Origin of the sequence: Mucilaginibacter sp., from assembly GCF_039921305.1 — a bacterium.
Lineage (GTDB): Bacteria > Bacteroidota > Bacteroidia > Sphingobacteriales > Sphingobacteriaceae > Mucilaginibacter.
This window is the reverse complement of sequence record NZ_JBDSCA010000072.1, coordinates 104821-118979: the sequence shown is the minus strand read 5'-3', so window position 1 is coordinate 118979 and position 14159 is coordinate 104821. Positions and strand designations below refer to the sequence as shown.

At 42.2% G+C, this 14159-nt stretch carries 13 protein-coding genes; all 13 read left to right on the top strand.

All coding sequences use genetic code 11. The features are described 5' to 3' along the window. Nucleotides 1–28: 28 nt before the first annotated feature. The 13 genes from purQ to ABIN91_RS20640 all read left to right on the top strand — a co-directional run bounded on the left by purQ (nucleotide 29) and on the right by ABIN91_RS20640 (nucleotide 14108). A complete protein-coding gene (purQ, locus tag ABIN91_RS20700; protein ID WP_348053471.1) occupies nucleotides 29–721 on the top strand; it encodes a phosphoribosylformylglycinamidine synthase subunit PurQ in 693 nt (230 codons plus the stop codon). After that, on the top strand, nucleotides 721–1467 hold the full coding sequence (locus ABIN91_RS20695) for a type III pantothenate kinase (RefSeq protein WP_348053469.1): 747 nt from the start codon (nucleotides 721–723) through the stop codon (nucleotides 1465–1467). The genes purQ and ABIN91_RS20695 overlap by 1 nt, the downstream gene beginning before the upstream one ends. Next, nucleotides 1460–2791 (top strand): hypothetical protein, encoded by a 1332-nt coding sequence (locus ABIN91_RS20690; protein WP_348053467.1) that lies wholly within the window; start codon nucleotides 1460–1462, stop codon nucleotides 2789–2791. The genes ABIN91_RS20695 and ABIN91_RS20690 overlap by 8 nt, the downstream gene beginning before the upstream one ends. 9 nt (nucleotides 2792–2800) lie before the next feature. Then, the gene (lptC, locus tag ABIN91_RS20685) at nucleotides 2801–3406 is read left to right on the top strand and encodes an LPS export ABC transporter periplasmic protein LptC (RefSeq protein WP_348053466.1); all 606 of its coding nucleotides are present in this window, start codon (nucleotides 2801–2803) and stop codon (nucleotides 3404–3406) included. A gap of 94 nt (nucleotides 3407–3500) precedes the next feature. Next, the gene (locus tag ABIN91_RS20680; protein WP_348053465.1) at nucleotides 3501–5615 is read left to right on the top strand and encodes a peptidylprolyl isomerase; all 2115 of its coding nucleotides are present in this window, start codon (nucleotides 3501–3503) and stop codon (nucleotides 5613–5615) included. A 72-nt stretch (nucleotides 5616–5687) separates the two neighbouring features. Further along, nucleotides 5688–6203, top strand: a complete 516-nt coding sequence (locus tag ABIN91_RS20675; protein ID WP_348053464.1) for a DUF2480 family protein — start codon at nucleotides 5688–5690, stop codon at nucleotides 6201–6203. 34 nt (nucleotides 6204–6237) lie between these two features. Further along, nucleotides 6238–7008: a DUF3108 domain-containing protein gene (locus ABIN91_RS20670; protein WP_348053463.1), complete on the top strand. Its 771-nt coding sequence runs from the start codon at nucleotides 6238–6240 to the stop codon at nucleotides 7006–7008. A 17-nt stretch (nucleotides 7009–7025) separates the two neighbouring features. Further along, nucleotides 7026–7598: a DUF3109 family protein gene (locus tag ABIN91_RS20665; protein WP_348053462.1), complete on the top strand. Its 573-nt coding sequence runs from the start codon at nucleotides 7026–7028 to the stop codon at nucleotides 7596–7598. A gap of 239 nt (nucleotides 7599–7837) precedes the next feature. Next, the gene (gene rfbA / locus ABIN91_RS20660) at nucleotides 7838–8707 is read left to right on the top strand and encodes a glucose-1-phosphate thymidylyltransferase RfbA (protein ID WP_348053461.1); all 870 of its coding nucleotides are present in this window, start codon (nucleotides 7838–7840) and stop codon (nucleotides 8705–8707) included. Between the two features lie 165 nt (nucleotides 8708–8872). Then, nucleotides 8873–10009 carry a GDP-mannose 4,6-dehydratase gene (gmd, locus tag ABIN91_RS20655; RefSeq protein WP_348053459.1) on the top strand — a complete coding sequence of 379 codons (1137 nt, stop codon included), beginning with the start codon at nucleotides 8873–8875 and terminating at the stop codon, nucleotides 10007–10009. Nucleotides 10010–10339: 330 nt separating this feature from the next. Continuing rightward, the gene (locus tag ABIN91_RS20650) at nucleotides 10340–10906 is read left to right on the top strand and encodes a thiamine pyrophosphokinase (RefSeq protein ID WP_348053458.1); all 567 of its coding nucleotides are present in this window, start codon (nucleotides 10340–10342) and stop codon (nucleotides 10904–10906) included. A gap of 64 nt (nucleotides 10907–10970) precedes the next feature. Beyond that, a complete protein-coding gene (locus ABIN91_RS20645) occupies nucleotides 10971–12800 on the top strand; it encodes a M61 family peptidase (RefSeq protein WP_348053457.1) in 1830 nt (609 codons plus the stop codon). Nucleotides 12801–12803: 3 nt separating this feature from the next. Next, nucleotides 12804–14108 (top strand): M20/M25/M40 family metallo-hydrolase, encoded by a 1305-nt coding sequence (locus ABIN91_RS20640; RefSeq protein WP_348053455.1) that lies wholly within the window; start codon nucleotides 12804–12806, stop codon nucleotides 14106–14108. The last annotated feature ends 51 nt before the right edge of the window (nucleotides 14109–14159 follow it).

The following is a 14159-nucleotide window of genomic DNA, read 5'->3' as shown; positions in this document are numbered from 1 at the left end:
ATGTGCCCGCTTGTGTTAGTTTTGTAGCATGAAATTTGGCGTAGTAATTTTTCCCGGCTCCAACTGTGATCAGGATATCATTTATGTATTGGAGAAAATAATGGGTCAGCAGGTTGTACAGCTTTGGCATAAAGACCATGACCTGCAAGGAGTTGACTTTGTAGTATTGCCCGGAGGCTTCTCCTTTGGCGATTATTTACGCTCCGGAGCTATCGCCAGGTTTTCGCCCATCATGACGGAGGTTATCAACTTCGCTGCCAAGGGTGGTTATGTATTTGGTATCTGCAATGGTTTCCAAATACTGGCCGAAGCCGGTTTGGTACCGGGTGCATTGCTGCATAACAACAACCGCAAGTTTATCTGTAATAACATTTACCTTAAAGCGCAAACATCAAACTCATTGATCACATCACTGGTTGATCCCGCAAAGGCATTAAAAATACCTATAGCGCATGGCGAGGGTAACTTTTTTGCTGATGCCGATGTGTTGAAAGCGATTAATGATAACGACCAGGTGCTGTTCCGTTATTGCGACGCGGGTGGTAATATTACTGCCGAGGCTAACCCGAACGGAGCGATAGAAAATATAGCCGGTGTATGTAATGCCAACCGTAATGTGTTTGGTATGATGCCACACCCTGAGCGTGCTGCCGATAGCTTATTGGCTAATGAGGACGGGCTTGCCATTTTTGAATCTATATTATCGTTTGTGAAGGCCTAATGCCTAATTTGATAATCGATATTGGTAATACGTTGATCAAAATTGCAGTATTTGATTTTGATAAGTTAGCCTTTATTGAAAGTTATACTACTGTTGATGAGGTAGTTTTAAAAGAGGTTTTAGCCGGGTACAATCCTGATAAAGCCATTATCTCATCAGTAAAAAAACAACATACCGAAACCTGGGAGCCGTATTTAAGTGAACACATTCCGCTGGTTAAGTTTAATGCAGATATGGCCAGATCAATAAAAAACCATTATCGTACACCACAAACCCTTGGGCTTGACAGGCTGGCGGCCATTATTGGCGCGCAGGCTTTGTATCCCGCTAAAGCAAACATGGTTATTGATGGCGGTAGTTGCATCACTTATGACCATGTTGACGAAGCCGGAAATTATTTTGGCGGCAGTATATCGCCGGGCCTGCAAATGCGTTATAAAGCTTTGAACCATTATACCTCTGCTTTGCCTTTGCTTAACGCGGATGATCAATTTAATGCAAAAGCGGGCGATGATACCGATAGCGCTATCCGGTCGGGAGTGCAAAACGGGATCAGGTTTGAAATGACTGGCTTTATTGAAAGTTACTTTGAGGCCCAAAAACCAATGAATATTTTACTAACCGGGGGCGATTCGATTTTTTTTGATACTCTATTGAAAAATAGCATCTTTGCCCCTCACATAAAAATTGAACCGCATTTGGTTCTGAGTGGATTAAACGCAGTTATACAACAGCAGAATGATTAAGTACGTTAAGTTATTTATAATATTTTTACTATCAGCTACGGCATTTGGCGCTTTCGCGCAAACTACAGCTACTACAAGTTCACCTTATTCTAAATTTGGCATAGGCGATTTTGAGGAATCACTTTTACCACAACAAAGGGCTATGGGCGGTATAGGTGTTGCGGTACGTAAACCAAGTGGCTTTAACGATATTAACGTTTTGAACCCTGCATCGTACAGTTCAATACAATTAACTACTATTGATATTGGCGCTTACGCGGGCTTTAGCTCGTTGAGTACGTCATCAATTAGCCCTCAAACCAACGCCAACTTTAGGCTGAGCCATGTTACATTCGCGGTTCCGGTTAGCAAGCATTCGGCTTTGAGTTTTGGTATATTGCCTTATGCCAATTTAGGTTATAGCTACAGGCAGCAAAGTAAAACACCACTTAACAGGGCAGCAACCGGAGGTACCGATACCAGTGTTACTGTAAATAACACCTACTCTGGCGAAGGTGGTTTATCAAAAGCTTATATTGGTTATGGCTTTGGCCTTGGCGAAAACCTGAACCTGGGTTTTAATGTAGGTTATATTTTTGGTAATGAGTTACAAAACCGCGCAACCGAATTCCCAGACATGGGTACCACGTTGAATACCAACATTGAAAACAGTTTTAGCGCCGGAGGTTTAAATTTTGATTTTGGCGCCCAGTATAATATTAAAGTTAGCGAAACAAGACGTTTTACCATTGGTTACTCCGGCTCGTCAAGTTCATCGCTTAATGCCACGCAAAAATTTATTGTGAGCCAGTACCTGTTAACCAGCGATGGCGTGCCCGATCTGCCGCGTGATAGTATCATCAGCACCAGTACATCGGGTAAAATTAATTTGCCTATGATACACCGCTTTGGTATTTCTTACCAAAAAGATGGTAAATACATGATAGGCGCCGATTTTAAAATGGGCCAGTGGAGCGATCTATCAATTTTAGGTGTTAATGCCGGTTTACAAAACAGCCAAAGCTTTGCTATTGGCGGGCAAATTACCCCTAACATTGATGCGATATCAAGCTATTTAGCCGTGTGCGATTACCGTTTCGGTTTAAAATACGATAAAACGTATATCAATACCAACGCAACCGATATTAAACAATATGCCGCTACATTTGGTTTGGGCTTGCCAATACCTAACGAACGCCGTACCAGTTTTTATAAGGTCAACATATCTGCCGAGATAGGCCGCAGGGGTACGCTTGAAAATAGTTTAGTACGCGAAAACTTTTATAACTTCCACATCGGGTTCACCATTAACGATAAATGGTTCCAGAAGTACAAGTTTGATTAAATTTGCGGTATGAAGCAGGTAAAATGGTTAACCGGGATATTTTTGCCGGCATTGTTGATGGCCATGCTACTGCTCGCCTGCGAAAACGATTTAAAAAAGGTTCAGCAAATATCGGCTCAGGAGGTAAATAAGCCTGTTGATACCACCAAAGGTGTTGATGTTATTTACAGCGATTCGGCAAAGGTAAAGTCGCGTATTTTAACGCCTTTAATGTTGCGCCATACCGTAGCAAAGCCTTACTACGAGATGCCCAAAGGGGTAAAGATCATTTTTTATGATGATAAAATGAATTTGAGCGCTAAAAATTTTAACGCTGATAAGCATATTATATTTACTGTTGTAGCCGATTACTCCATTACCAGTAATGATGATAAACTGGTAGAGCTGCGTAAAAATGTGGTGGTTACCAATACAGCCGGTGATGTTTTTAAAACGCAGCAGTTGTTTTACGATTCGGTAAAGAAAATAATTTATAGCAAGGTAGACTGTTTGTTAACTAAGGTGGACGGGACCGTGCTGGATGGAACTGGTTTTACAAGCAATGAAACCTTTACCCAATACCATTTTGACCATGGCAAGGGAAAGCTTATAACCAGCGGAAATTTAGCGGAATAAGAGGCTGATTTAGAGAGATAAAAATTGTATTATAAATTTTTATCAAAAGTTGTATCTTGCGCGCTCTTTTGAATAATTAAAATATAGATATTGTATGGGTATAATGGGGTTTTTGCGCGAACGGTTTGGAAAGATAGTTGCTATAACTATTGGTGTTGCGCTTAGTTTATTTATCATAACCGAGGTTGTTCAGTATGGTAAATCGTATTTTAATGGGTCGGCCAATGATGTTGGCGAGGTTGATGGCCAGAAAATAAAGAAGGACGACTATGACAAAAAGGTTGACCAAAACCTGGCTAACTTTAAGCAACGCTCTGGTCAGGCGAGTGTTGACCCGCAAATTGTGAGCGCTATACAAAAAAATACCTGGAACCAGGAGATAACACGCGTTATACTGGAAAGGGAAATTGATAAGTTAGGTGTGGTTGTAGGTGTTGATGAAACACAAGACATGATTAGCGGCCCTACGCCTAACCAAATGATATTACAAAACTTTGCTAACCAGCAAACCGGCCAGTTGGACAGAGCTGCCCTGAATGAATTTTTAGGTAAGCTGAGAGTTGCCAAGAGTGACGATCCGATCAAAAACACCTGGAGCAACTTTGTTACCCAGATGATTGAAAGTAGAAAAGCTGAAAAATACCTGGCTATTGTTAAAAATGGCTTGTATGTAAACAGTTTAGATGCGCAGGATGATTACACGGCAAAAAATAAATTGGTTAACTTTAAATACGTAGGCCTTGATTATGCATCAATACCTGATGCCAAGGTTACTTTAACCGATGATGATTATAAGAGCTATTACGAAGATCACAAAAACCAGTTTAAAAACCCTGAAGAGCTAAGAAGCTTTGAGTACGTTGCGTTTGACGCATCACCATCAAAAGAAGATTCGGCAGCGGTAAAGGAGCAGGTTGCTAAGATCCTTCCTGATTTTAAGGCAAGCACTGATGACTCGTTATTTGTTGCGGTAAATGCCGAAACTAAAGCGCCTTTTACTTATCAAAAGAAAGGTCAGCTGGATCCTAAAATTGATTCTATCATGTTAGGTGCATCAAAAGGTTTTGTATATGGTCCGTATTTCTCGGGCGGTTCTTACAAACTGGCAAAGCTTGTTGATTCACGTTTTAGCCCTGATTCGGTTAAGGCGCGTCATATTTTGTTAAGCCCGCAAGCAGAAGGTGGCTTACCTAAAACTTTGGCTAAGGCAGATTCGTTGAAGAAACTGATCCAAAGCGGTAAAAAAACCTGGGCAGAATTAGCGCCATTAAACTCTATTGATAAACAATCGGCAGCAAAAGGTGGCGACTTGGGTACTTTTGCGCGTGGCCAAATGGTACCTGCGTTTGAAGAGGCGGTATTTAACGGAAGTAAAGGCGAGATCAAAATTGTGACTTCTCAATACGGTGTTCACTTAGTTGAGATAGAAGATCAAAAAGGGTCGTCAAAAGTGGTTAAGGTTGCCGTGGTTGATAAACCATTGGAGGCAAGCAGCAAAACAAAATCGGCAGCTTACTCAAAAGCACAAGCATTTTTGGGTAACCTGACTAAAGATAACTTTGATGACCTGGCTAAAAAAGATGGCTTGGTTAAAAAGAATGCCGATGATGTTGACGGATTAGCTTCGGCTGGTGGTGGTTTAGATAACATCCGCGATTTGGTACGCTGGGCATTTAAGGCTGATAAAGGTGACTTTACCGACCAGGTTTATGAACCAGGAAATGAATATGTAATTGCGCGTTTAATACAAATTAAACCTAAGGGTATATTGCCTTTAGATGTTGTTAAAAAACAAATACAAGCCCAGGTGATGAACATCGCGAAAGCAAAACAGTTAACACCTAAATTGGAAAGCGCGCTAAATGGTGCAAATACCATTGAGCAGGTTGCCCAAAAGTTGAACACACAGGTTACCCCGGTACAAAACGTTGTTTTTGCTAACCCGGTTGTACCAGGTTCATCACAAGAGAATAAATTGGTTGGCGCCATGTTTGGTTCGCCGGTAAATAAACTATCGAAAGCTATTGAAGGCGATAAAGGTGTTTACGCGTTTGTTGTGGAAGGTTTTACCAGCTCTACAGCCCCTGCGGATATTGCCCGTCAGAAAGATCAGATGAGCCAGATGTTGATGCAAAAATCGGAAAGCGCTATTTTAGAAGCGCTGAAAGATAAGGCGAATGTCAAAGATTACAGAGCAAAGGTATTGTAACCAATATATTAAGTAATTTTGTATCCGGGATTGGTGATTAAACCTTTCCCGGATTTTTTGTTTAATAATAAGATGGATATCCAGACAGATATAGTAAATAAGGTAGCCCAAAGCGGTTTGGTGAGCCTTGACCCGGCGATCTTTTACCCGCCGGGCGAGCGTGTGGCTTACGATATTAAAGATAACCTGTTTATGGGTTTGATGCTACGCGAAAAGGATTTCAGGGAGTTTGTGAAAGGGCATGACTGGACACAGTATCAGGATAAGAACGTTGCGTTATTTTGCAGCGAAGATGCCATTGTACCTACCTGGGCCTATATGCTTTTGGCCAACCGGTTAGCACCCTATGCCCGCGAAGTTGTTTTTGGAGATTTGAAGGTATTGGAAACTATTTTGTTTGAAAAGGCGTTAAACAACCTGAACCTTGAGCAATACCGCGACCAGCGGATTGTGATCAAGGGTTGTGGTGATGTCGCGGTACCCGAATCGGCGTATGTGGAGTTGGCCAGGCGCTTAACACCGGTGGTGAAGAGCCTGATGTATGGAGAGCCATGTTCGACGGTGCCAATATATAAGCGGAAGGACTAAACAATTTATATTGCTTTTTTGTAATAAGTGCTGTATGAGATTTTTTAATTTGGTTTTCTTAGTTGCACTTATCAGTTTGAGGGGGTATTCGCAGGAATTACCTAAGGATGCGCTGCCTGCCTTTCAGCCGGGGGAGCATTTGCACTATAAATTGAAGTACGGGTTTTTTACCGCTGCCGAAGCCGATTTGCAAGTTAGCAACAGCGATATTAAGTTTAACAACAAGCCCGCCTATCATATTGTAGCCAATGGCAAAACTACAGGCACGTTTGATGTTTTTTATAAGGTAAGGAATGTATACGAATCGTACATTGATTGCGGTACGTTATTACCTTATCGCTATAAAGAAAATCGCCGGGAAGGCAAATACAGACACAGCGACGATATTATTTTTGACCATGATAGCGGTAAGATAACGGCTACCAAAGGCGTTTTCCCGTTTAAGGGGAAAATATTTGATTTTCCCTCGGCTTATTTTTATGCCCGTTGTTTGGATATGAGCAAGGTTAAGGTGGGCGATAAGCTGGTATTTAAATATTTTTTAGAGGATAAAGTACAATCGCTCACCATAACTTATGTGGGTAAGGAAACGGTGGAGTGTTCGATGGGGAAGTTTAACTGTTTGAAATTTAATCCGGAGATCATCCCCGGAAATATTTTTAGAAAGGATAGTAAGTTTTACCTTTGGATAACTGACGATAAGAACCGTATCCCTGTAAAGGCGCAGGTTGAAGTTATTGTTGGCAGCCTGACAATGGACCTAACCGAGGCTAAAGGCTTAAGATACCCGCTTAATAACAAGTAATAGTAGATACCTAATAGATGATTGAAGTACAAAGCACACTGGTGCACGAAGATGTGGTGAGAGAGAACTTTGTGTGTAACCTGAATAAGTGCAAAGGCGCATGCTGCCTTGAAGGCGATAGCGGAGCCCCGCTTGAAGCCGCAGAGCTTGATATTTTAAAAGAGATATACCCCAAAGTAAAACCGTATATGACGGCCAAAGGCATTGCTACCATTGAAGCTGTTGGCACCCATGTGGTTGATTTTGAAGGTGATTATACTACCCCTTGTGTTGATACCAACAAAGAATGCGCTTACGTGATATGGGAAGGCGGCATTACCAAATGCGCCATTGAAAAGGCCTGGGAAGAGGGCGCGGTTGCTTGGCAAAAACCAATATCATGCCATATGTACCCTATCCGGGTAACGGCTTATCCTGAATTTGATGTGTTGAATTACGACCGCTGGAGCATTTGCAGCCCTGCCTGCAGTTTTGGCGATGAGTTGAAGGTTAGAGTGCACGAATTTTTGAAGGGACCGCTGATCCGTAAGTACGGTGAGGAATGGTATGCCGAGCTGGAGAACCAGGTGGCGAGCCCCCCAGCCCCCTGAAGGGGGAGTTTTTGATTGGCATGTTTGCTGTTTGAATATTGAATTTCGAATGATGGAATATTGTGATCGTTGATTCATCGTTCAATATTTGAAAATTTTTTGATGTGTATTTGGAATCGTGGATATTCAATATTCATCATTCGATATTTCTCTCCATTCACTTTTTTCACCTTTCCATAGCACTACAAATTATTTATTGATATTATTGTGTAGGTTTTTACTATAAATACAGAAATACATTGAAAGGAATTATACTTGCCGGGGGATCGGGAACGAGGTTACACCCCTTAACGTTAGCGGTTAGCAAACAATTGATGCCGGTTTACGATAAACCGATGATCTATTATCCGTTATCTGTACTGATGCTTGCCGGTATCAAGGAAATACTTATCATATCAACACCGCATGATTTACCGCACTTTGAAAAATTACTGGGCGATGGATCACGGCTTGGTTGTAAGTTTGAATATGCTGTACAAGCCGAACCAAATGGACTGGCACAGGCCTTTGTTATTGGTGCCGATTTTATTGGAAGCGAAAGCGTAGCGTTGATATTGGGTGATAATATTTTTTATGGTGATGGCCTATCGCACTTGCTGCAGGTGAGCAATGAGCCTGATGGCGGGATGGTTTTTGCCTACCAGGTATCGGACCCGGAAAGGTATGGTGTTGTTGAGTTTGATGAGAATAATAAGGCTATTTCGATAGAAGAGAAGCCGGTTGAGCCTAAATCGGATTTCGCGGTGCCGGGCTTATATTTTTATGATAATAGCGTTGTTGAGATAGCGAAGAATATCCCTATGTCGCCGCGTGGTGAATATGAAATTACGGATGTGAATAAGGTTTACCTGCAACAAGGTAAGCTTAAGGTTGGCATTTTAAGCCGTGGAACAGCATGGCTGGATACTGGTACTTTTGCATCGTTAATGCAGGCCGGGCAGTTTGTACAGGTTATTGAAGAGCGCCAGGGCATGAAGATAGGCTGTATTGAAGAAATAGCTTACCGTATGGGCTTTATTGATGCCACCCAGTTAGAAAGCATTGCAGTGCCTTTAGTGAAGAGTGGCTATGGCCAGTATTTGCTGAAGTTGCTGAAGAAGAAACATTAAGTGAGTCGGGAAGTCCGGAAGACCGAAAGTTGTAATATATGAGTTTTTAGCTCCGTGGATGGTTTTTAATAGGAAACACCTACGGAGCTTATTTTTTAGCGACTATTTTTCTATAACAGGATACTCCTATTGAGGGCAACAAATTTAAAAAATAATCTATCTGAAATGAAAACAGCATTGGTAACCGGTATTACCGGGCAAGACGGCGCTTATTTAGCCGAGTTTTTGTTGAACAAGGGATATGCGGTGCATGGTATTAAGCGTCGTTCGTCCTTATTGAATACGGATAGGATAGATCATTTATACCATGACCAGCACGAGGCGGGTTTGAATTTTACACTTCATTATGGAGATATGACGGACTCTACCAACCTGATCCGTTTGATACAGGAAACGCAGCCAGACGAGATCTATAACCTGGCCGCTATGAGCCATGTTAAAGTAAGTTTTGATACGCCTGAGTATACCGCTAACGCGGATGGGATTGGCGTGTTGCGGATATTGGAAGCTGTACGCTTGCTGGGGATGGAGAAGAAAACGAGAATATACCAGGCATCAACATCTGAGCTTTATGGTTTGGTGCAGGCGGTTCCGCAGAGCGAAACTACCCCGTTTTATCCACGATCGCCCTACGCGGTGGCTAAAATGTATGGATACTGGATCATTGTAAATTATCGTGAGGCGTATGGTATGTATGCCTGTAACGGGATATTGTTTAACCATGAAAGCCCCATACGCGGCGAAACTTTTGTAACCCGTAAAATTACCCGTGCCGCATCAAAAATAGTTTTGGGTTTGCAAGATTGTTTGTACCTGGGAAACCTATCGGCACAGCGGGATTGGGGCCATGCTAAAGATTATATTGAGGCCATGTGGTTGATGCTGCAACAAGATGAACCCGAAGATTTTGTAATTGCTACTGGTGTTACTACCACTGTGCGCGAGTTTGTGCGCATGGCATTTTTAGAGGTAGGTATTGAGATTGAATTTAGCGGGAAGGACGCCAACGAGAAAGGTGTGGTGATTGATATGGATGAGGAGAAAATGCTATCATTAGGATTAAAGCCTGATACTTTACGTTTTGGCCAAACGATAGTTAGGGTTGACGAGAAATATTTTAGGCCAACGGAAGTTGAGCTTTTGATAGGCGACCCTACTAAAGCTAAAACTAAACTGGGTTGGGAGCCTAAATATGATCTGCAAGCTTTGGTTGAGGATATGATGGCTGGCGATTTAAACCTGGTTAAAAAGGATGAATATTTGAAGGCGAATGGGTTTAAAACCAAGAGCCAATTTGAGTAAATGGTAGTTTTTTTGTATATTGCATAGAAGAGAATCAAGAATAAGGGTACAAGAATCAAGACATTAAAAATACCCCCTTATTCCCCCTGTTTATTAATGATCGAAGCCTGCCTGTCGGCAGACAGGGATTGAATGTCTGAATGTCTGAATGATTGAATGAACAGAGAATATAGAGAGGCGAAAAAACCTACTTTATCCCCCCTTTGAGGAATAATAGAGTCAGTATTTAAGAATGAATGTTTAAGAATCCCCCTTAATCCCCCTGTTAGTTTATGTGGTTATCGAAGTTATTATCTCAAATCCTACATCTTAATACTCAAATCTAAGTCAATGTCATCTCATCATATTATTCGCGAAAAGCAGGAGCCGGCCTTGTTGGTTTTAGGGCTGAATAATTTTGAGGATGATTGGTTGGGGCAGTTATTGGAATGGAGCCCAACGTTGATGGTTACGGCAGATACTGCTGAACAATTGAATGCCTTTGGGGTTAAGTTTGATGTTGTGGTGGGAGATGGGGAGGTTGAATTGCAGTCGGATATTAAGTATGTATCCCATAAAGGTGAAACTGTTACCGAGGCTGCTTTGAAGTACCTGACGGATAATGGTTACCCTGCCGTTAATGTGGTTACGGACGATCTGGTGTTGGGTGATTATTTGCCGTATGCGAGCCAGATCAATATTGTGATATTTAATGCCGGGAAGAAGATATACCCTGTGACCACCGGTTTTGCCAAATGGAAGCCTGCGGGGGATGTGATAGCTGTAATGAGCAATGTTAGCGACATGACCTCTACCGGGCTTGAACCCATCGGCGAAAGCCAATACCAAACCATCAGCGATGGCTTTTTTACCCTCCAATTTAAAGAGCCTTTTATTTTTATTGCCGAGAGTATTTAAGGCCTTACCCGGTTTTGCGGGATGGTGGTCTTTTTGCTAATTTCAACTTTTTGAATTTTATACAATGAAAAAACTGAACCTCGTTTTACTTAGCTTGTTTGTTAGCGTTAGTGCTTTTGCTCAAAAGCCAATTTTTTACGCGATATCGTTCCCCAACGCGTCGCATCACGAAGCTGAAATAACCATGACCATTCCGGAGGCGCCAAGCGGTAACGTCAGGGTGCGGATGAGCCGTTCATCAGCAGGCCGGTATGCTACGCATGAGTTTGGTAAAAACATATATAATGTAAAGGCTTTAACTATTGATAATAAGGAGTTAGCCATGAAACAGTTGGAAGGCGATGTTTATGAGATAAACAATCAGGAGCCGGCGTTTAAAATAAGCTATACCCTGTATGCCGATTACGTTGACGGAACATACTCTGGCATTGATGAGAGCCATGCGCATTTAAACATGCCAGCTACTTTTATGTGGGCAATAGGTTTAGAAAAGCGAGCTGTTAAGGTTCAGTTTAATGATCTGGATAAATATGGCTGGAAGGTAGCGACACAGTTAAAGCATGATGGTGTAAGTGTTTACAGTGCACCCAGCTTGCAGTACTTAATGGATAGTCCTGCTGAATTATCAGCTTATAAAGAAACAAGCTGGACGGTTGCAGGTGCTGATAAAAAGGAACAAACTATCCGGTTGAGTACACACTCGGCAGATGCGCAGCCTGTTGTAGATAATTTTGGTAAGATGGTGCAAAAGGTTGTTTTGGAAGAAAGAGCCGTTTTTGGAGAGTTGCCGGTTTATGATTATGGTGAATACACTTTTCTGCAGGATGTTCATTCAACCAATGCGGGTGACGGTATGGAGCACCGTAACTCTACTTGTATAACTTCGGGACTTGATCAAATCCAGGGCAATGAAGTGAGGATGCTGAGTACGTTTTCGCACGAGTATTTTCATAGCTGGAACGTGAAACGCATCCGTCCCAAAACATTGGATCCCTTTAATTTTGAGCATGCCAATATGAGTGGCGAACTTTGGTTTGCCGAAGGCTTTACGCAATACTATGGCGAGCTGTTGTTGGTTAGAGCGGGTTTCCATACGGCAAATGAGTATGGTAAAACCATGAGTGGTTTGGTGAATGCCGTGTTGAACACACCCGGAGGCATCAAATATTCGGCGGTGCAAAACAGCAATTACGCGGTGTTTGCCGATGCCGGTGTATCGATAGACCCAACTAATAAAGCCAATATGTTCACCAGTTATTATTACTATGGTGGCGCTACGGCTTTGGCGCTGGATTTGCGTTTGCGCGGCGAGTTTAATTTGACACTTGATGATTATATGCGCCAGGTTTGGTTAGATTATGGTAAACCTTATATCCCCTATACTTTAAATGATCTGGAAAAAGCGCTGGGTAAGGTGACCAATAATAAGGTATTTGCAGCCGCTTTTTTTAAGAATTACATTTATGGAATAGAGAAAAACAACTACGAAGCCTTGTTGGCCAAAGGTGGTTATGTACTACGTAAAGCTAATGCTGGTAAGGGGTGGATGGGGGCTTTAACCGCTAAACTGCATGATGGTAATGTGATACTTACGGCTGGTACAATTATAGGCTCGCCAATTTACAAAGCGGGGATTGATGCCGGCGATATTCTGAAAAAAATAGATGGTAAAAATGTTGATGGCTCTGTACCGCTGGCAGATTATTTAGTCAATAAAAAAGTTGGCGATGTGATTACGATAGATTACGAGAACCGCGCAGGTATACACCAGGCGAAGGTTACGCTGGAAGAAAACCCCCAGCTGGAAATAGTTACCGCTGAGAGCGCGGGACAAGCTTTAACCAAGGAACAGCAAGAGTTTCGTGCAAAATGGTTATCCTCTAAAATTAAATAAGTTATGAAGCTATATATAGCTGTTGCTTGCTTACTGGGTGTTTTTACGCAGATGAAGGCGCAAGATGTAAACAAGAACATTAAAGAGAAAAATGTTAAGCGGATAATTAAAACCCTATCTGCCGATAACATGCTTGGCAGGGCAACGGGTACGCCAGGTATTGAAAAGGCTGCAAAGTTTATTGAAAAGGAATATAAGAAAATAGGCCTTGTACCTTTATCAGGCAATAGCAGTTTTCGCCAAAATTTTAATATGGCAAAGATATTGCCGCTCAAAACGGAGATTACCATTAATGGCAAAGTTATAGCTGCCGATAGCGCTTTGGTTATATCAGGGGCGCCGGCGATACACTGGGCGAGCAATAGTGATGTTGAAGTAGCTAAAATAGGAGCGGATAAGAATTTTCAATCGGCTTACCGGGGCTATGCCAGATTAGGTAAAAAGATGCTGATATTGGTTGATAGCAGTTTTAAACAGCAGTTTAAAAGTTCAGTATATCGGTATAAGCAAGGTGTTATTAGTCAATCACCTAATGCGGACCAAAACATAGTATTGGTATTGGGAGCCTTTAATAATGTTGATGTTAAAACGTTTTCGGTAGAGTATACGGCTAAAATAGAGCAGGCTCCGTTGTTCAACATTGCAGGGATGTTACCGGGTAAATCGAAAGAAAAGGAATACGTGATTTTTAGCGGGCATTATGATCACCTGGGCATTTTACCGCCAATAAAAAGTGATAGCATTGCCAATGGGGCCGACGATGATGCATCTGGAACTACGGCGGTAATAGCTTTAGCTAAGTATTATAAGAAGTTAAAGAAAAACGAGCGCACCTTAATATTTGTGGCCTTTACCGCCGAGGAAATAGGCGGGTTTGGTGCATCATACTTTTCGAAACAGTTAAATGCCGATAGCGTTGTGGCTATGTTTAATATTGAAATGATTGGCAAGGCCTCAAAATTTGGAGCTAATTCGGCCTTTATTACGGGGTACGAACGCTCAGACTTTGGAGCGATACTACAGCGTAACCTGCTTGGCACAGCCTTTAAGTTTTATCCGGACCCGTACCCCGAGCAAAACCTGTTTTACCGCAGTGATAATGCAACCCTGGCACGTTTGGGTGTTCCGGCGCATAGCATATCAACAGACCAGATACCAACCGATAAGTTATACCACAGCGTTGGTGATGATGTGGCTTCGCTTGATGTGGCTAATATTACATCAACCATAAGGGCTATCGCGTTAAGCTCACGCAGTATTGTAGAAGGCAAAGACACACCGAAAAGGGTAGCGAAGCTGGAGCGGTAAACTGAGCAAGTTTCGGGTTCTTATCCGTGGTCTTTAGCTATAGTTTTGTAT

What these genes read in the sequence shown, in the direction of transcription:
- purQ (WP_348053471.1), top strand. Translation starts at nt 29, where the DNA reads ATGAAATTTGGCGTAGTAATTTTTCCCGGCTCCAACTGTGATCAGGAT.
- ABIN91_RS20680 (WP_348053465.1), top strand. Translation starts at nt 3,501, where the DNA reads ATGGGTATAATGGGGTTTTTGCGCGAACGGTTTGGAAAGATAGTTGCT.
- ABIN91_RS20690 (WP_348053467.1), top strand. Translation starts at nt 1,460, where the DNA reads ATGATTAAGTACGTTAAGTTATTTATAATATTTTTACTATCAGCTACG.
- gmd (WP_348053459.1), top strand. Translation starts at nt 8,873, where the DNA reads ATGAAAACAGCATTGGTAACCGGTATTACCGGGCAAGACGGCGCTTAT.
- lptC (WP_348053466.1), top strand. Translation starts at nt 2,801, where the DNA reads ATGAAGCAGGTAAAATGGTTAACCGGGATATTTTTGCCGGCATTGTTG.
- ABIN91_RS20670 (WP_348053463.1), top strand. Translation starts at nt 6,238, where the DNA reads ATGAGATTTTTTAATTTGGTTTTCTTAGTTGCACTTATCAGTTTGAGG.
- ABIN91_RS20650 (WP_348053458.1), top strand. Translation starts at nt 10,340, where the DNA reads ATGTCATCTCATCATATTATTCGCGAAAAGCAGGAGCCGGCCTTGTTG.
- ABIN91_RS20675 (WP_348053464.1), top strand. Translation starts at nt 5,688, where the DNA reads ATGGATATCCAGACAGATATAGTAAATAAGGTAGCCCAAAGCGGTTTG.
- ABIN91_RS20665 (WP_348053462.1), top strand. Translation starts at nt 7,026, where the DNA reads ATGATTGAAGTACAAAGCACACTGGTGCACGAAGATGTGGTGAGAGAG.
- ABIN91_RS20695 (WP_348053469.1), top strand. Translation starts at nt 721, where the DNA reads ATGCCTAATTTGATAATCGATATTGGTAATACGTTGATCAAAATTGCA.
- ABIN91_RS20645 (WP_348053457.1), top strand. Translation starts at nt 10,971, where the DNA reads ATGAAAAAACTGAACCTCGTTTTACTTAGCTTGTTTGTTAGCGTTAGT.
- ABIN91_RS20640 (WP_348053455.1), top strand. Translation starts at nt 12,804, where the DNA reads ATGAAGCTATATATAGCTGTTGCTTGCTTACTGGGTGTTTTTACGCAG.